We start from the raw sequence: 17304 nt of genomic DNA, 5'->3' as shown, positions 1-17304 counted from the left end.
GTAAACAGGAAGGCGCAACGACTCGCAACTCCCCGCGGGAGCTGCCGGTGCGCGATACGGAGAGATTAGCTGTTATCTGCCGGTGCGGCGAATGTAGCTGGCGGGGTCTACCGGGCGGTCGTTCTTGTAGACCTCGAAGTGCACGTGGGGACCGGTGGAGCGGCCGCTGGAGCCCATCAGGGCAATCACCTGCCCCTTCTTCACCACGTCGCCCACTTTGACCTTGACGTCGCTATTGTGACCGTAGCGGGTCTTGTAGCCATTGCCGTGGTTGATTTCCACCAGCTTGCCGTAACCGTGGCGGTCCTCCGCCCAGGTCACTACCCCGGCGGCCACTGAGACCACGTCGGAGCCTTTCTTGCCGGCAAAATCCACCCCTTTGTGCCAGGAGCGGCGGCCGCTGAAGGGGTCGGTGCGATAACCGTAGCGGGAGGACATCCAGCCGCGGCTGATGGGCCGGCCGGCGATAAACTGCTCGTCCTGCAACTGGCGCCTGGCCATTAGCGATTCCAGGGTGGCCAGTTGCATCTGGCGGTCTTCGATTTGATCGGACAGGTCGTCGATAACCTCGAGGAACTCCGGCGGCTGGTAGGGCAGCTCAGAGGCGCCGGCGATACCCGGGTCTTCCGGCCCCCCCACGGCGGGGGCGTTGCCGAATTGGAATTCGCCCTGGTCCAACTTGGCGACAGTGGTGAGGCGTTCACCGAGAGCATCGAGGCGGGTAAGGCGGGCCTGCATTTCCGCCAGTTTTACGGTAAATGCCGTGAGCTGCTCGTGGGCCTGACGGTCGGCCTCTTCGATCTGCTGCTGCTGCTTGCGCAGAGCCTTGTTCCAGGCTTTGGCGGTGCGGGAATCGAAGGCATCCGTCTCCGCCACCGGCAGGTTGATGCCGATCCAGAAGGCTCCCACCGGTAAACCCAGCAGACACAGCCCCAGCAGCGCCCTACTCAGGCCGCCAAAGTTAAAGCTGCGCGTACCGCCGCGCTCATTGACCAGGATTACTTTCATAACAGGACAGGCGTGTGTGAATTACGACAATTTGTTGTTTTCGTATTGCTCTGTGCCGAAGCCCGACTACCCACTTCCATGCTTCGTCTCACGCCGTCCAGATGGCTGTTCAGCTGACTGACGTGCCCAATGTAACACTTGTCAGCTGACAAAAATTGTTACAAGCGCACAAAATGGCAGGAACCGCTTCATACGCTTGTAGCGGCGGACCTAATGTCCGCCCAAATAGATGCACTCTCAACACTAGAGATATGTCTCACAAAAAAACCGGCAATTTTCGTGCCGGTTTTTGTGCTCTCAGGCTATACCGCCAGTATCGGTTTGACGTAGGAGATAGGCGCTTCCTCTTCGTCTTCGAAGGTCACCATCTCCCAGGCGTCCTCCTGCGCCATCAAGGTGCGCAGGGATTTGTTATTGAGGGCGTGTCCGGACTTGTGCGCCCTGAACTCGCCGATCAGGCTGGTGCCCAGCAGATAGAGGTCGCCGATGGCGTCCAGAATCTTGTGTTTAACAAATTCGTCTTCGTAGCGTAACCCGCCCTCATTCAGAATGCGGTACTGGTCGATCACAATGGCGTTGTCCACGCTGCCACCCTGTACCAGACCCTTGGAGCGCAGATACTCGATCTCATGCATAAAACCGAAGGTGCGCGCACGGCTCACTTCCTTCACGAAGGAGGTGCTGGAAAAGTCCACCGAGGAAGTCAGGTTGCGCCCCTGGAATACCGGGTGATCGAAATCGATGGTGAAAGACACTTTAAAGCCGTTGAACGGCAGAAAGCTGGCCACCTTGTCGCCCTCTTCCACGGTTACCGGCCTCTTGATGCGCAGGAATTTCTTCGGAGCCGATTGCTCCTGGATGCCCGCGGACTGGATCAGGAACACGAAGGGGCCGGCACTGCCGTCCATAATCGGCACTTCCTGGGCGGAGAGCTCGACGACAGCGTTGTCGATACCCAGGCCGGCCATCGCGGACAGCAGGTGCTCCACTGTGGCGATGCGCACATCGTCTTTGACCAGGGTGGTGGACAGCAGCGTGTCACCGACATTCTCCGCGCGAGCCTCAATTTCCACCACCGGGTCCAGGTCGACCCGGCGGAACACTATGCCGGTATCCACAGGCGCCGGCTTCAGAGTCAGGACGACCTTCTTGCCGGTGTGTAGCCCCACGCCGGTGGCGCGAATAGCATTCTTGAGTGTGCGCTGTTTGATCATAGATGTCGTGTTCTCTGGTAAAGAGGCGGCACAAAGACCGCGGCAAGCCGGCGACTATAGCAGAAAACAAACGCCAAAACCATAACTGGCATAACGGTCATTCCGTACTGTTCATCGCTCCCTCGCCTCAGTATAGCTCAGCGCGAGGACTTCAGCGCCAATTCCAGGCTGTAAACATCATTGTACGGCCTGTACCTGTCACACCGCTGTAAAAAATTGTTAACCCGCGTCGACCCGGGGCGGAGCCCCGGCCCTCCCGGGGGAGGGCCGGGTGACATGAGCAGGGTTTCCGCCCCGGAGCCGGCGCAGCCTACCGAGTCCCGAGTCCCGAAGCTTCAATTCCGCAGGGTGGATAAACGAAGCGCATCCACCACCGGCGGGCCTGCGGCCCGCGTGCGGAGCTGGAGCTCCGCGGTCCCGGGGCTAATCCGCCTGCCGGCGCAGGAACGCGGGAATATCCAGGTATTCCATATCCGCGTCCGCCGGATTCAGCGTCGGGGCCGGGCGCTTGGGACGCTCGCTTTCCACCCGCGCGCGGTTATCCGTGCTCTCGCGACCACCCAGGGCCGAGGAATCGCGGGTATCGCGCATCTCCGCGCGGCGACTGGTGTTGTCCACCACCTTGGTGGGGCGCGCCTGCTGGGCGCCCTCACCCAAACCCGCGGCCACCACGGTGACCCGCATCTCGTCACCCAGCTTGTCGTCCACCGCGGTACCGATCACCACGGTAGCGTCATCGGAGGCGATCTCCTGGACGATTTCGCCCACTTCGGAGTACTCGCCCAGGGTCAGCTCCTGGCAGCCGCCCTCTTCGCTGCCGGTGATGATATTCACCAGGATGCCGCGGGCGCCCTGCAGGTTGACGTTGTCCAGCAGCGGGCTGCGCACCGCTTTCTCCGCCGCCTCGCGGGCACGGTTCTCGCCCACCGCCGAGCCGGAGCCCATCATCGCCATGCCCATCTCGGACATAACGGTGCGCACGTCGGCAAAGTCCACATTCATGATGCCGGGGCGGATCATCAGGTCGGCGATACCCTGGACTGCGCCCAGCAACACATTGTCAGCCTCTTTGTAGGCGCCCTTCATGGTCACCTTGCTGCCCAGCACCTCCAGCAGGCGGTCGTTGGGGATACTGATCAGCGAGTCCACCTTGTCGCGCAGCTCGAGGATGCCCTCTTCGGCCACCTGTGCCCGCTTGCGCCCCTCGATCTTGAACGGGCGGGTTACCACCGCCACGGTGAGAATACCCAGGTCCTTGGCGATCTCCGCCACGATCGGCGCGCCGCCGGTGCCGGTACCGCCACCCATGCCCGCGGTGATAAACACCATGTCCGCGCCCTGCAGCACCTCGGCGATACGCTCGCGGTCCTCCAGAGCCGACTGGCGACCCACCTCCGGATTGGCACCGGCACCCAGGCCGCGGGTGATGTTGTTGCCCAACTGCAGGATGGTGCGCGCGTGGATATCCTTCAGCGCCTGGGCGTCGGTGTTGGCGCAGATGAAATCCACACCTTCCACTTCGCTGACGATCATATGCTTCACCGCATTGCCGCCGCCGCCGCCAACGCCGATCACTTTGATGACAGGCTTGTCCTGTACGCTATCGACTAGTTCGAACATCTCTGTTCCCCTTTTTTTGCTCATGCCAAAATTTTTTAATTCGATCCTTAAAAGAATGCTTTTCCGTGGGAGCCTGCCCCGCAGGCGATATTTGCCAGGGCTTGGGGCAATTCGCCTGCAGGGCAGGCTTCCACAGTGCCGTTTACAGGTTTCCGCGGAACCAGTGTTTGACCTTGTCCCACCACTGGTTTTCATTGCGTACCGGGCGGGGCCTGGTGGCATCGCTGCTCTCCTCCCGCTGCATGGCGTACATCAGCAGGCCCACGCCGGTGGAATAAATCGGGTTGCTCACGATATCGGTGAGGCCGGCAATGCCCTGGGGCACCGCTAGGCGCACCGGCATGTGGAAAATTTCCTCTGCCAGTTCCACCGCGCCCTCCATCTTCGATGAGCCTCCGGTGAGCACCACGCCCGCCGCGCACAGATCCTCGAAGCCGCTGCGGCGCAGTTCCGCCTGCACCAGCGTAAACAGCTCGTCGTAGCGCGGTTCAACCACTTCGGCCAGCGCCTGCCTCGACAGATCCCGCGGCGCACGGTCGCCGACGCTGGGCACCTTGATTGTCTCGCTCTCCCGCGCCAGCTTGGCCAGGGCGCAGGCGTATTTGATTTTCAGCTCCTCCGCGTGGGGCGTGGGCGTGCGCAGGGCCATGGCGATATCGTTGGTCACCTGGTCGCCGGCGATGGGAATCACCCCCGTGTGGCGAATGGCACCGCCGGTGAACACGGCGATATCCGTGGTACCGCCGCCGATATCCACCATGCACACGCCCAACTCCTTTTCATCCTCGGTGAGCACCGAGTAGCTGGAGGCCAACTGCTCCAGAATGACGTCCTCCACCTCCAGGCCACAGCGACGAATGCACTTCTCGATATTCTGTGCCGCGTTCACCGCGCCGCTGACCAGGTGCACCTTCGCCTCCAGGCGCACGCCGGACATCCCCAGCGGTTCCTTGACCCCTTCCTGGCTGTCGATCAGGAATTCCTGCGGCAGCGTGTGCAGGATTTTCTGGTCCGCGGGAATGGCCACCGCGCGCGCGGCGTCTATAACCCGGTCCAGGTCCTGCTGGGTCACCTCGCGATCCTTGATCGCCACTATGCCGTGGGAATTCAGGCTGCGGATATGGCTGCCGGCAATGCCCGCGTAGACCGAGTGAATCTCACAACCGGCCATCAGCTCCGCCTCTTCCACCGCGCGCTGAATCGACTGCACCGTGGATTCGATATTCACCACCACACCTTTTTTCATCCCGGTGGATCTGTGCGAGCCGATACCGACGATATTCAACTCGCCACTGTCGGAGACCTCGCCGACGATGGCGACCACCTTGGATGTGCCGATATCCAGACCCACGATCATGCGGTGATCGGATGCTTGTGTCATTTTTTACCAACCTCGGTTTCAGAAGTCAGAGGACGGATGACAGAAGTCAGAATATGTGCAGTGCAGCCCCTAATTCTCTTCTTCATTATTCCTCTGCCTTCGGTTTTTTGGCCTCTGTCTTCTGTTCTCTGAAACGCACCGCAACAGCATTGCTGTATCGCGTGTCCACCCGCGCGATCTTTTCCAGGTGCGGCGCCAGTACTCCCCGGCTCAGGCTCAGGAAACGGTTTACCCGCTCCAGCAGTTCATCGTGCCCCAGGTGCAGCTCCACACCGGAAACCAGTTCCAGGTGCCAGCCGGCCAGATCGTCGAAGGACAACCGCTTCACCTCCATATCCCGCGTGGTCAGCAGCCCCGCCAGCGCCCGATACTGCGACATGATGCGCTCCACCAGCTCCTCATCGCCCGCCAGTTCCGGCAGGCGCCCGGTGTGCATGCCCGGCGGTCGCGGCAGCAGTTCGCCGCTGGCTACCAGCAATTTATCCTTTCCCCAGACCGCCAGCGGGCGCGCCTCTTCCACCTGGACCTCGACGCCCCGGGGCCAGCGCCGGCTGACCGAAGCGCCGACGATCCATGGGTGCTGCAACAGCGCTTCGCGTATCGCACCTATGTCCAGAGAGAAAAAACCCCGCTGTAAAAACGGCAGCAGGATTTCCTCCACCTCGCGCTGATTCACCGCGCGAAACGGGCCCTTGACCCGCACATGCTCCAGCGCATCCACCCGGCTCAGTTCCGCAACCGGTGCCCGCTGCCACAGCCACAGACCCGTATAACTCAGGCCCGCCAGCAGGGCGATGGCCGCTATCGCAAGCAGCAGCGGAAGGAGTCTGCTGCGGCTTTCTCCTTCACGATTGTCCGCAATGCGCCGGGCGCCGCGCTGCGCGATTTGATGGGCACGCTGCGCTTTGCCCATCCTATGGTGTCTCCCCTGTAGGAGCCTGCTTGCAGGGCCAAGTCGCGCGCTTACAAAGCATCGCTTTGTGCGCGGCTTGGCGACCCGCCATGGATGGCGGGGCCGGGGCCGGAACGAAAGCGAAGGTGTTGCGCCAGGGATGGCATGCCCGGAGCCTCTTGCCACTGCCCTTCGCCTGCAAGCAGGCTCCTACATGGTTCTGCACAAACGGGCAATTCCGCCGATCCATCCACATTTATTGCCCCCTATCACCCAGACGCCAAGCCGCCAGCTGCTGCGCCAGTGTGCCCACATTGCCGGCCCCCTGGGTCAGCACGATATCGCCCGGCTCCAGCAGGTCCGCGAGCACCGGGGGTACCTGCTCCACTTCCTCGATAAAAATCGGGTCCACCTGGCCGCGATTGCGCAGGCTCCTCGCCAGGGTACGGCCATCCGCACCGGGAATGGGCGACTCGCCTGCGCTGTACACGTCCAACAGGATCAACTTATCCACCTGCGACAACACCTGCACAAAATCCTCGAACAGGTCCCGCGTGCGGGTATAGCGGTGCGGCTGGTAGACCATGACCAAACGCCGCTCCGGCCAGCCGTCGCGCACTGTCTGAATCGTCGCCGCCACTTCCCGCGGATGGTGACCGTAATCGTCCACCAGCATGACCTTTTCCGCATCGCCGTCGTCGGTCACGGAATACTGGCCGTAGATCTGGAAACGCCGGCCCACGCCCTGGAACCCCCGCAGGCCCTCGCGAATGGCATCGTCCCCGATCCCCTCGTCAGTGGCCACGGCAATCGCCGCAGTGGCATTCAGCACATTGTGAATACCGGGAGTGTTCACACACACATCCAGCAGGCTGCCGTCCGGACGCTGCACACTGAAATGGCTGCGCAGCGACTCCTGCTTCACCTCGCGTATGCGGTAATCATTGCCCTCTTCGAAACCGTAAGTGGACACTGGCCGCGACAGCTTCGGTATCACCTCGCGGACATTGGGGTCGTCGCCGCACACCACCGCCAGGCCGTAGAACGGCAGGTTGTGCACGAAATCGATAAATATCTGTTTGACCTTTCCGAAGTCGCCGCCGTAAGTCTCCATATGGTCGGCATCGATATTGGTCACCACCGTCACCATCGGCTGCAGGTGGATAAAAGAGGCATCGCTCTCGTCCGCCTCGGCGATCAGGTAGCGGCTTTCTCCCAGTGACGCATTGGCGCCGGCGCTGTTCACCAGACCGCCGATCACGAATGTCGGGTCTTTCTTGTCCGCGGCGAAAATCGACGCGATCAAACTGGTGGTAGTGGTCTTGCCGTGAGTGCCAGCCACCGCGATGCCGTAGCGGTAGCGCATCAACTCGCCCAGCATCTCCGCACGGCGTACCACGGGTATGCGCTTCTTCCGTGCCGCCGCCAGTTCCGGATTGTCGCCGTGAATTGCAGAGGAATTCACCACTACATCCACCCCGCGAATATTGTCCTCGCTGTGGCCGATCTGAACTTTTACGCCCAGCTCGCGAAGCCGCCCCGTCGCCGGGGATTCGCGCAGGTCGGAACCGGAAACCTCGTAGCCCTGATTCTGCAGCACTTCGGCGATACCGCTCATGCCGGCACCGCCGACACCGATAAAATGGATGCGGCGAATGCGACGCATCGCGGGTACGCTGTAGCGGTTTTGTTGCACTGTGGGTTCTACCAGAGACATATCAACACCCTATCTCTTCGCGACAGGCGGCAAGCACCTGCTCCGTCGCATCAATTTTCGCTACCCGGCGGGCCGCCTGGGCCATCGCCAATAATTTTTCCGGCTGCGTCAAAAATTCTTTCAGCAGCTCGGCCAGCTTCTCCGCGCTCAGCGTGTCCTGCTGTATCACCTCTGCCGCTCCCGCCTTTTGCAACCACTCGCCGTTCTTGGTCTGGTGGTCGTCGATGGCGAACGGGAAAGGCACCATAATCGCGCCCACACCCGCCGCGGCGATTTCCGAAACAGTCAATGCGCCGGACCGACAAATAATCAGATCCGCATCTGCATAGGCTGCGGCCATATCCGCGATAAACGGCACCACTTCCGCCGGCACATCCGACTGCAGGTAGGCCTCCCGCGCCACGTCCAGATGGCGCTGGCCCGCCTGGTGCACAATCCTCGGACGCAATGATTCGTCCAGCAGCGATACTGCCTGCGGTACCAGTTCGTTGATGGCCACCGCACCCAGGCTGCCGCCCAGTATCAGCAGCCGCAACGGCCGTTCCCGGCCGATGCGCGCAGCCGGTTCCGACAGCTGCGCGATCTCAGCGCGCACCGGGTTGCCCACTTGGTGGCCGCCGGGAAGCCCGCTGGGAAAGGCCTCCAGCACACGGCTGGCAATGTGTGCCAGCAGACGATTGGTGGTACCCGCCACCGCATTCTGTTCGTGAATAATCAGCGGTACGCGGCACAATCGCGCCGCCACGCCGCCGGGGCCGGTGGCAAAACCGCCAAAACCCAGCACCGCATCCGGCTTCATCTCTTTTACGATCCCCCACGCCTGCCAGACTGCGCGGGAAATTTGCAGCGGCGCCTTCAACAGGGCCAGCTTGCCCTTGCCGCGCACGCCCTTCACAGTGATAAAGTGCAGTGGAATCCCCATCTCAGGAATCAGCTGCGCCTCGATACCGCGTTCGGTACCCAGCCACTCCACTTCTGCGCCGTGCTCGATCAGCGCGCGCGCCACCGCCAGCGCGGGAAATACATGGCCACCGGTGCCGCCGGCCATGACCAGGAATTTTTTCCCGGAGAACGGCGCTGCATTTTCGCCCATCAGGCCGCCTCCCCTTTGATACTGCGGTCGCCTAGCTGCAACGGGTTGAATATCGGCAGATGGCGCACCTTGTCTTCACCGGACATCTCGCTGTCCACGACACTGCTCAGTTCCCACTGCACCCTCAGCGCCAGCGCGAACAGCGCGCAGCAGACCACCAGGCTGCTGCCGCCGGAACTGACGAACGGCAGGGTCAGCCCTTTCGTGGGCAGCAGGCCCGAAGCCACACCCATATTTACAAACGCCTGCCCTGCCAACAGCACTGCAATACCGAAAGCGAGCAGCGCGGCAAAAAACTTCTGCTGCGCCAGAGCCTGCCGCACCAGACGCAGCAGCGACCAGGTGAGCGCAACGAACAGGCCAATCATTACCAAGCCGCCAGCCATGCCCCACTCCTCGGACAGGATCGCGAAAATAAAATCCGTGTGCGCCTCGGGCAGGTAAAACAATTTCTGCACACTGTTGCCCAGGCCCACTCCGAACCATTCGCCGCGACCGAATGCGATCAGCGACTGGGTGAGCTGGTAGCCGCTGGCAAACTGGTCCCGCCAGGGATCCAGGAAAGTGGTCAAACGCTGCAACCGGTAGGGGCTCACCAGTGCCATCAGCGCCAGCGCGCAGGCCGCCAGGCCCACCAATAAAAATGTGTGTGGCAGGCGCGCGCCGGCGAGAAAGACCATCGCCAGCACCGTGCCGGAAATCACCACCACGGAACCGAAATCCGGCTGCAGCAGCAACTGCACCGCCACCACTCCGAGAATCACCACCGGTACCATAAAGCTGCTCCAGTGGCGCAGCTGCTGATTGCGGCGGGTCAGAAAGCTGGCGAAAAACACCAGCAGGCAGAACTTGGCAACCTCCGCCGGCTGTACGGTGATCGCACCCAGCGCCAACCAACGCCGGCTGCCGTTGACCTCACGGCCGATACCGGGGACCAGCACCGCCAGCAGCAGCAGGCAGGCGAACAACAGCAGCGGCCAGGACAGCCGCGACCATACCGACAGCGGCACCTGGCTCACCACCAGCGCAACCGCGATTCCGACGCCGAGAAATAACAGGTGGCGCTTCAGGAAAAACCAGGGGTCCTGATAAATATCCGCGGCGAAAGCGATGGATGCGGAGGCCACCATCACGATACCGATACTCGCCAACGCCAATACGCAAAATGGCAGCAGCCAGTCGTAGCGGGTATCCACTGTCTTTTCCATCTGGCTCACGCGGCACCTCCCCTCGGAGCGCCGGCACCGGCCAGTTCGACCACGGCGCGGCGGAAATCGTCGCCGCGCGCCTCAAAATTCCGGTACATATCGAAGCTGGCGCAGGCGGGGGACAGCAGCACATAGTCGCCGGGCTGCGCCAGCGCGCACGCACGGGCTACCGCATCTTCCATGGATACGGCGCGGTGATTTTCCAACTGCCCGGCAAATGCATCGGCGACCTCGTCGCCGTCCACACCGATGGTCACCAGAGCGCGCAGCGCCGTGGCGGATTCCGCCAGCGGCGCAAAGTCCGCACCCTTGCCATCGCCGCCGGCGATCAATACGATTTTTGCGCTGCCGGTGGCCAGGCCGTCCAACGCCGCGCGGGTCGCACCCACATTGGTACCCTTGGAGTCGTTGACGTAGGTAACGCCCTCCAGGTCCAGAACCCGCTCACAGCGGTGGGGCAATCCTTTAAAGATGCGCAGGGTGGACAGCATCGCCGCCATGGGCAATTCCACCGCGCTGCCCAGCGCCAGGGCCGCGAGCGCATTGGCCACATTGTGCCTGCCCACCATCGCCAACTCGCCCACCGGCAGCAGTTTCTCCACGCCCCGGGCCAGCCACTCTTCACCTTCGCTTTGCAACAGGCCGAACTGCTGCAGGTCGGGCCTGTCCAGGCCGAAACTCCACTCACGGCTGTCCTTCGACAGGGGCCCGCGGGTCAGCGGATCAGCGCGGTTGACCACCAGCTGCCGCGCACCCCGGTAGATCCGCTGCTTGGCCCGGTGGTAATCGGCGAGGCTCTCGTAGCGGTCCATATGGTCCGCGCTCAAATTCAATATGGTGGCGACGGTGGGAGTCAGGGAGCCGGTGGTCTCCAGTTGGAAGCTGGACAGCTCCAGCACAAACAGTTGCGGCGACGACTCTTCTTGCTCCGCTGAGGGCTCTTCTTGTTTCGCCGAGGGCTCCAGCAGATCCAGTACCGGTACGCCGATATTGCCGCCCACGCGCACATCCACACCCACCCGCTCGGCCATCAGGCCCAACAATGTGGTCACGGTGCTCTTGCCGTTGGAACCGGTAATGGCGACAACCTCCGGCTGCTGCGACAGTTTTCTGAGTTCGCGGGCAAACAGCTCGATATCACCAATAACCGGGATACCTTCGGCCACGGCTTTTTGCAGGGCGGACTCGCTCAGGGCGACGCCGGGACTGGCAATAATTTCGCTGGCATCGAGCAGTGTCCCTTCTTTCAGCGGTCCGCATTCCACTGGGACCAGGGGAAACTCCCGCTGAAACTGCTCCAGCCCCGGCGGCTGGCTGCGGCTGTCCACAACCACCGGAGAAAAGCCGGCGCGCAGCAGGAAGCGCACCACCGACTGGCCGGTAGCACCCAATCCGATTACGACTTTTTTCTCCGAGGTTGCAATCAATGTCATCGGTTTTGTTTAACGTAGTTTCAAAGTTGCCAAACCGGCCAGCACCAATATCACGGTGATAATCCAGAAGCGCACGATCACCCGGGGTTCCGGCCAGCCTTTCAGTTCAAAGTGGTGGTGCAGCGGCGCCATGCGGAAAATGCGTTTGCCGGTCAGCTTGAACGACGCCACCTGCAGGATCACCGACACCGTCTCCATCACGAAGACGCCGCCCATGATGAACAGCACGATTTCGTGACGGGTGATCACCGCGATAATCCCCAGCGCCGCGCCCAGCGCCAGCGCGCCCACATCTCCCATAAACACCTGGGCCGGATAAGTGTTGAACCAGAGGAAACCCAGACCGGCGCCTCCCAGCGCCGCGCAGAAGACCGCGAGTTCGCCGGCGCCGGTAATCGAGGGGATATGCAGATAATTGGCAAATTCCACGTGACCCGCGAGATAGGCGATGACGCCCAGGGCACCGCCCACCATCACCGTGGGCATGATCGCCAGGCCGTCCAGGCCGTCGGTCAGGTTGACGGCGTTGCTCGAACCCACCACCACGAAATAGGTGAGCAGGATAAAAGACACCGGCCCCAAGTTGATTGCCACGTCCTTGAAGAAAGGGAAAAAAAACTGGGTTTCCGCTGGGCTGGTGGCGCTCATATAGAGATATACCGCCGCGCCAAGACCGGCGATGGACTGCCAGAAATACTTCCAGCGTGCGATCAGCCCGCGGGGATTTTTCTCCACGACTTTTTTATAGTCATCCACGAAACCTACAGCGCCGAAAACAAAAGTGACCAGCAGCACCACCCACACATAGCGGTTACCCAGGTCGGACCACAGCAGCGCGGAGGAAAAAATCGCCGCGAGAATCAGGGCGCCACCCATGGTCGGGGTGCCGGATTTGCTCAGGTGCGTCTGCGGGCCGTCGTCGCGCACCGCCTGTCCCACCTGCAGCCGATTCAGCCAGGTGATCATGCGCGGGCCCACCACCAGGGAAATCCCCAGCGCGGTAAGCGCGCCAAAAATCGCGCGCACCGTAAGATAGTTGAACACCGAAAAGGCGCTCACATATTGTTGTAGAATTTCTGCCAGCCAGAGCAGCATTTCTTATCCTCTCAATCGTTCCCGGGCTCGGTCAGCGCCTGCACTACCAGCTCCATACGGGCACTGCGGGAACCTTTCACCAGCACCGTGGTGTCGTTATTCAGTTCATGGGAAAGCGCGGCGATCAGCGGTGCTCTATCCCGGTAGTTGTGCAGCGGCCTCTGCCGCCCGGCACAGAAAGTGACGCTGGCCGCCGCGCTCAGCGACCCGAGGGTAAACAGGGTATCGATACCGCGCTCCCGCGCCAGCTCTCCGACCTGCCTGTGCATGGCGTCCGCTTCCGGGCCCAGTTCCGCCATGTCGCCGAGCACCAGGATTTTTTTTCCGGGGCGCTGGGCCAGCAGTTCGATGGCCGCGGTCACGGAACCGGGATTGGCGTTATAGCTGTCGTCGATCACCGTCGCGCCCTGGAGCCCTTCGTGGGTCTGCATGCGGCCGGCCACGCCGCCCAGTTGGCTGAGACCGCTGGCAATTTCCGCGGCGGGCACTCCGGCGGCAAAGGCGCAGCCGGCGGCCACCAGGGCGTTGTGCACGTTGTGCTCGCCGAGCAGCTGCAACCGCACCGGGTGCGCCAGGCCCTCTACCACCAGATCGAAAGCGGCGCAGCCGCAGGCGTCCAGTTCGATATTGTCGGCGTGAATCGTACAGTCGTGACCCAGGCCCACATTCAGGGTCTGGATGCCCTCGGGCATCTGGCCGCGCCAGTAATCCGCATAGCTATCGTCGTCGTTGACCACTGCGGTGCCGCCGCTTTCCAGGCCGGTGTAGATCTGCCCCTTGGCCGCGGCGATGGCGTCCACCGAACCGAAGCCCTCCACATGTGCGGGCTTTACGTTGTTCACCGCGCTGACCTGGGGTTTGCCGATACCGCACAGATAGCCGATTTCGTCCGGACCGCTGGCACCCATCTCGAGGATCAGCACATCGTGGTCGGGGCGCAGGCCGAACAGGGTCATCGGCAGGCCGAACTGATTGTTCAGGTTGCCGCGGGTCACACAGGCGTTGTGGCGCTGGGCAAAAATCGCCGCGAGCATTTCCTTGACCGTGGTCTTGCCGCAGGAGCCTGTGATCGCGATTACACGTCCGTTGAACTGCTCCCGGCATAGCCGGCCTATCCAGCCCAGGGCGACGGTGGTATCCTCCACTATCCACTGGGGGAGCGCGCTGCCGGGAATCTCCCGTTCCACCACCAGGCCCAGCACTCGCTCTTCCAGGTCGCCGACAAAGTCGTGGGCGTCGAAATTCTCTCCCTTCAGGGCCACGAACAGCGCCCGCTCATCCAGCTCGCGCGTATCTGTGCACACGCGATCGAACTGCACCGAACCGTTGACCAGTTCGCCACCGAAACGGTCTTGCAGCTGTTGCAGGGTGAGTGGGTTGATCACTCTGTGGCTCCTATCTGGCCGGCGGTGCGCTCACGCAGTACCGCAGCGGCCTGTTCGCGGTCGCAGAAATGAATTTTTTCCCCGCCGATAATCTGGTAGTCCTCGTGTCCCTTGCCGGCGATCAGCACTATGTCCCCGGGCTGCGCCTCGCGCACGGCGCGGGCAATGGCCGCGGCGCGGTCGATTTCCACTTCCATATTGCTGGCCGCACCCTCGAGAATATCGTCGATGATTTTTTGCGGGTCCTCGCTGCGCGGGTTGTCGCTGGTGGCGATGGCGCGATCGGCCATTTCCGAGGCGATGCGGCCCATGGGTGCGCGCTTGCCGGTGTCGCGGTCACCGCCGCAGCCGAATACGCACCAGAGCCTGCCGCGGCAGTAGGGGCGCGCCGCCGCCAGGGCCGCGCGCAGGGCCTCCGGGGTATGGGCATAGTCCACCAGCACGGTAACCTCGTCCGCACTCTCCACCTGTACCCGCTCCATGCGCCCGGGCACTGCGTGAATATGGGGAAAGGCCGAGAGAATATCGTCGAACGGCATTCCCCCGGCGGCCGCGGCGGCCACTACCGCCAGCGCATTATGAATATTGAAATCTCCGATCAGCGGCGCCACCAGTTCACCGTTGCCCCAAGGGCTGGCGAGCTGTACGGAAAAACCGCTGTCCAGGCGGCGCAGGTCGGTGGCGTGCAGGTCACCCGCCTGCAGGCCGTAAGTCACCACTTTCAGATTGCGCAGCCTGCAGCGCTCCGCCAGCTGCGCGCCGAAGGGATCGTCCATGTTGATGATCCCGCGCTTGAGCTTGGGCAGGCCGAACAGTTTTTCCTTGGCGGCGCCGTAGGCGGCCATGGTGCCGTGGTAGTCCAGGTGATCCCGGGACAGGTTGGTGAAAATCGCAGTGTCGAAAGTGAGCCCGTGTACCCGGCCTTGGGCCAGTGAGTGGGAGGACACTTCCATGGCCGCGGCGCGCACGCCGCGATCGCGAAATTCCGCATATTCCGCCTGCAGGTGTACCGGGTCCGGGGTGGTGAGGCCGGTTTCCTGCAGCTCTATATCGCCGTCTTTCCACACGCCGTTGCCGATGGTGCCCATCACTGCGGCGCTGCCGAAATGCCGCGCCAGCAGTTGGGAAGTGAGGTAGGCGCAGGTGGATTTGCCGTTGGTACCGGTCACCCCCACCAAGTGGATGGACTCCGTGGGGTGATCGTAAAAACGCGCGGCGATTTCCCCCACGCGCTTGGCCAGGCCCGGCACGCAGACCACTACCACCCCGTTGCGGGTTTCGCTGCCCAGATTGTCGCCGTCCGCCAGCACCGCGCCGGCGCCGGCCGCTATTGCTGCATCGATATAGTCGCGACCGTCCACCAGGGTGCCGCGCAGGGCCATAAACAGGTCGCCGGCGCGCATCTTGCGGCTGTCCAGCGCCACTCCGGTCACCGGGATATCGGGAATGCCCGCGTAGCCGGGCACGAGTTGCAACAGGGAAACCTTGTGCTGACTCACGATTTTGTACCTCTCAATTCCAATCGCCTGGCCAATTGCTGTTCCGGCGACGCCACTTCGGTGGGCGGCACCTGCAGCAGGCGCATCGCACCGGCCATCACCGCGCCGAACACCGGGGCGGCCACTTCGCCGCCGTAGTACTTGGCGTGCTTCGGATCGTCGATCACCACCACTGCGGCCAGGCGCGGCCTGTCCGCGGGGATAAAGCCGGCAAATACCGAGCGGTAACGGTTGTCCACATAACCCTGGCTGCCCACCTTATGCACCGTGCCGGTCTTTCCCGCCACCCGGTAGCCCTCGACAGCCGCGTGCTTGCCGGTGCCCCGGGGGCCGATCACGGTTTCCAGCATGGCGGTCACCTGCCGCGCCAGCGGCGCTTCGACCACCCGCTCAGCCTCTTCGTTTTTTCCGCCCCCGGATAAAACCAGCGAAACCGGGCGCTTGAGCCCGGCGTTGGCCACCACGCTGTAGGCGTGGGCCAGTTGCACAGCGTTCACCGTCATGCCGTAGCCGAAGGCGAAATTGGCCCGCTCGATCGGGTGCCATTGGCTGCGGCTGGGCAGTATGCCCGCCACCTCCCCGGGGAAACCGCTGCCCACTGCCTCCCCCAGGCCCAGGCGGTAAAAGAGTTCGCGCAGTACGTTTGGTTCCAGATCCATGGCAACTTTGGTGATACCCACCTGGCTGGACTTGGTGATCACACCGGTCAGGTCCAGTTGGCCGTAGTTCACCGGGTCCACCAGGGTCTTGCCCGGCAGACGGATATAGCCGGGGCTGGTGTCGATCGGCGTGTGCGGCTGGTAGCGCCCGCTCTCCAGCGCCGCCAGCGCGGTGAGCGGCTTGATGGTGGAGCCCGGCTCGAACTGGTCGATCAGCGCGCGGTTGCGCATGGCCGCCGCCGCGGCGCCCTCGCGGTTGTTGGGGTTGAAGGAGGGCTGGCTGGCCATGGCCAGCACGTCCCCGCTGCGAGTGTCCAGAATCACCATAAGGCCGGAGCTGGCCTCGTTTTCGGCCACTGTGCGCTTGAGTTCGCGGTAGGCCAGGTACTGCAGGCGCATGTCGATGGACAGGCGCAGGTCGCGCCCCGGGCGCGCCTCCCGCTCGGTGGCCAGGTCCTGCACCGTGCGGCCTTTCAGGTCCTTTACCACCTGCTGGCGGCCGGGTTCGCCGGAGAGCCATTGGTCGTAGGCCAGTTCCAACCCCTCCTGGCCGCGGTCGTCGATATTGGTAAAGCCAAGCAGTTGGGCCACCACCTCGCCGGCCGGGTAGAAGCGGCGATATTCCTTTTTGCTGTAGACGCCGGCGATATCCAGGGACAGGGCCCTGCCCGCCTGCTCCGGGGACAGGTGACGGCGCAGGTACATGAACTCCTTGTTGCGGTATTTTTCCAGGCGTTTGGCCAGGTCCGCCGGTTTCATCTCAAGGGCTGCGGCGAGGCGGCGCAGTTCGTCGGCGCCGGCTTCGCGCAGCAGTTCGGGGTTGGCCCAGAGGCTCTGCACGGGGGTGCTCACTGCGAGCAGTTCGCCATTGCGGTCGACGATGGCGCCGCGGTAGGCGGCGATCTCTTCGCTGCGAATGGTGCGCGCGCGCCCCTGGTCCTGCAGGAAGCGGTAGCCTCGCTCCTCCTCCGGCAACACCTGCAGGCGCGCGAGGTGCAGTACCAGGGCCAGGGCGAGCAGGCACAGCAGGACCGCCACCAGCGCAAAGCGCCAGCGGGCGATACCCGGTTGTGGTTGCTGCTTTTTCACCGCGCCCATTT

At 62.8% G+C, this 17304-nt stretch carries 13 protein-coding genes; all 13 read right to left on the bottom strand.

All coding sequences use genetic code 11. The features are described from left to right. Nucleotides 1–72: 72 nt before the first annotated feature. The 13 genes from FHS09_RS01075 to FHS09_RS01015 all read right to left on the bottom strand — a co-directional run bounded on the left by FHS09_RS01075 (nt 73) and on the right by FHS09_RS01015 (nt 17302). Nucleotides 73–1008 carry a M23 family metallopeptidase gene (locus tag FHS09_RS01075; protein WP_183455779.1) on the bottom strand — a complete coding sequence of 312 codons (936 nt, stop codon included), beginning with the start codon at nt 1006–1008 and terminating at the stop codon, nt 73–75. A gap of 302 nt (nt 1009–1310) precedes the next feature. Next, the gene (gene lpxC, locus FHS09_RS01070; protein ID WP_183455777.1) at nt 1311–2222 is read right to left on the bottom strand and encodes a UDP-3-O-acyl-N-acetylglucosamine deacetylase; all 912 of its coding nucleotides are present in this window, start codon (nt 2220–2222) and stop codon (nt 1311–1313) included. A 423-nt stretch (nt 2223–2645) separates the two neighbouring features. Further along, on the bottom strand, nt 2646–3842 hold the full coding sequence (gene ftsZ / locus FHS09_RS01065) for a cell division protein FtsZ (protein WP_183455775.1): 1197 nt from the start codon (nt 3840–3842) through the stop codon (nt 2646–2648). Nucleotides 3843–3984: 142 nt separating this feature from the next. After that, on the bottom strand, nt 3985–5223 hold the full coding sequence (ftsA, locus tag FHS09_RS01060) for a cell division protein FtsA (protein WP_183455773.1): 1239 nt from the start codon (nt 5221–5223) through the stop codon (nt 3985–3987). Nucleotides 5224–5308: 85 nt separating this feature from the next. Beyond that, entirely contained in the window at nt 5309–6136 is an 828-nt protein-coding gene (locus tag FHS09_RS01055) for a cell division protein FtsQ/DivIB (protein ID WP_183455771.1), read from the bottom strand. Between the two features lie 235 nt (nt 6137–6371). Continuing rightward, nucleotides 6372–7832 (bottom strand): UDP-N-acetylmuramate--L-alanine ligase, encoded by a 1461-nt coding sequence (gene murC, locus FHS09_RS01050; protein ID WP_183455769.1) that lies wholly within the window; start codon nt 7830–7832, stop codon nt 6372–6374. Between the two features lies 1 nt (nt 7833). Next, on the bottom strand, nt 7834–8925 hold the full coding sequence (gene murG / locus FHS09_RS01045) for an undecaprenyldiphospho-muramoylpentapeptide beta-N-acetylglucosaminyltransferase (RefSeq protein ID WP_183455767.1): 1092 nt from the start codon (nt 8923–8925) through the stop codon (nt 7834–7836). After that, the gene (ftsW, locus tag FHS09_RS01040) at nt 8925–10133 is read right to left on the bottom strand and encodes a putative lipid II flippase FtsW (protein ID WP_183456109.1); all 1209 of its coding nucleotides are present in this window, start codon (nt 10131–10133) and stop codon (nt 8925–8927) included. Before ftsW ends, murG begins: the two co-directional genes overlap by 1 nt. A 5-nt stretch (nt 10134–10138) precedes the next feature. Continuing rightward, nucleotides 10139–11566 (bottom strand): UDP-N-acetylmuramoyl-L-alanine--D-glutamate ligase, encoded by a 1428-nt coding sequence (gene murD, locus FHS09_RS01035; RefSeq protein WP_183455765.1) that lies wholly within the window; start codon nt 11564–11566, stop codon nt 10139–10141. 9 nt (nt 11567–11575) lie between these two features. Continuing rightward, entirely contained in the window at nt 11576–12661 is a 1086-nt protein-coding gene (gene mraY, locus FHS09_RS01030; protein ID WP_183455763.1) for a phospho-N-acetylmuramoyl-pentapeptide-transferase, read from the bottom strand. An 11-nt stretch (nt 12662–12672) separates the two neighbouring features. Continuing rightward, a complete protein-coding gene (locus tag FHS09_RS01025; RefSeq protein ID WP_183455761.1) occupies nt 12673–14046 on the bottom strand; it encodes a UDP-N-acetylmuramoyl-tripeptide--D-alanyl-D-alanine ligase in 1374 nt (457 codons plus the stop codon). Continuing rightward, nucleotides 14043–15545: a UDP-N-acetylmuramoyl-L-alanyl-D-glutamate--2,6-diaminopimelate ligase gene (locus FHS09_RS01020; RefSeq protein ID WP_343057366.1), complete on the bottom strand. Its 1503-nt coding sequence runs from the start codon at nt 15543–15545 to the stop codon at nt 14043–14045. The genes FHS09_RS01025 and FHS09_RS01020 overlap by 4 nt, the downstream gene beginning before the upstream one ends. Then, on the bottom strand, nt 15542–17302 hold the full coding sequence (locus tag FHS09_RS01015; RefSeq protein ID WP_183455759.1) for a peptidoglycan D,D-transpeptidase FtsI family protein: 1761 nt from the start codon (nt 17300–17302) through the stop codon (nt 15542–15544). Before FHS09_RS01015 ends, FHS09_RS01020 begins: the two co-directional genes overlap by 4 nt. Between the last annotated feature and the right edge of the window lie 2 nt (nt 17303–17304).

It is taken from the genome of Microbulbifer rhizosphaerae (assembly GCF_014191725.1).
Classification (GTDB): domain Bacteria; phylum Pseudomonadota; class Gammaproteobacteria; order Pseudomonadales; family Cellvibrionaceae; genus Microbulbifer; species Microbulbifer rhizosphaerae.
The sequence above is the reverse complement of the archived record's forward strand: the minus strand, read 5'-3'. Positions and strand labels throughout refer to the sequence as shown.

Bases quoted from the DNA above. Each gene is read 5' to 3' on its own strand.
- murD (WP_183455765.1), bottom strand. From the start codon at position 11,566: ATGACATTGATTGCAACCTCGGAGAAAAAAGTCGTAATCGGATTGGGT.
- FHS09_RS01055 (WP_183455771.1), bottom strand. From the start codon at position 6,136: ATGGGCAAAGCGCAGCGTGCCCATCAAATCGCGCAGCGCGGCGCCCGG.
- ftsA (WP_183455773.1), bottom strand. From the start codon at position 5,223: ATGACACAAGCATCCGATCACCGCATGATCGTGGGTCTGGATATCGGC.
- mraY (WP_183455763.1), bottom strand. From the start codon at position 12,661: ATGCTGCTCTGGCTGGCAGAAATTCTACAACAATATGTGAGCGCCTTT.
- lpxC (WP_183455777.1), bottom strand. From the start codon at position 2,222: ATGATCAAACAGCGCACACTCAAGAATGCTATTCGCGCCACCGGCGTG.
- murG (WP_183455767.1), bottom strand. From the start codon at position 8,925: ATGGGCGAAAATGCAGCGCCGTTCTCCGGGAAAAAATTCCTGGTCATG.
- murC (WP_183455769.1), bottom strand. From the start codon at position 7,832: ATGTCTCTGGTAGAACCCACAGTGCAACAAAACCGCTACAGCGTACCC.
- FHS09_RS01075 (WP_183455779.1), bottom strand. From the start codon at position 1,008: ATGAAAGTAATCCTGGTCAATGAGCGCGGCGGTACGCGCAGCTTTAAC.
- FHS09_RS01015 (WP_183455759.1), bottom strand. From the start codon at position 17,302: ATGGGCGCGGTGAAAAAGCAGCAACCACAACCGGGTATCGCCCGCTGG.
- ftsW (WP_183456109.1), bottom strand. From the start codon at position 10,133: ATGGAAAAGACAGTGGATACCCGCTACGACTGGCTGCTGCCATTTTGC.
- ftsZ (WP_183455775.1), bottom strand. From the start codon at position 3,842: ATGTTCGAACTAGTCGATAGCGTACAGGACAAGCCTGTCATCAAAGTG.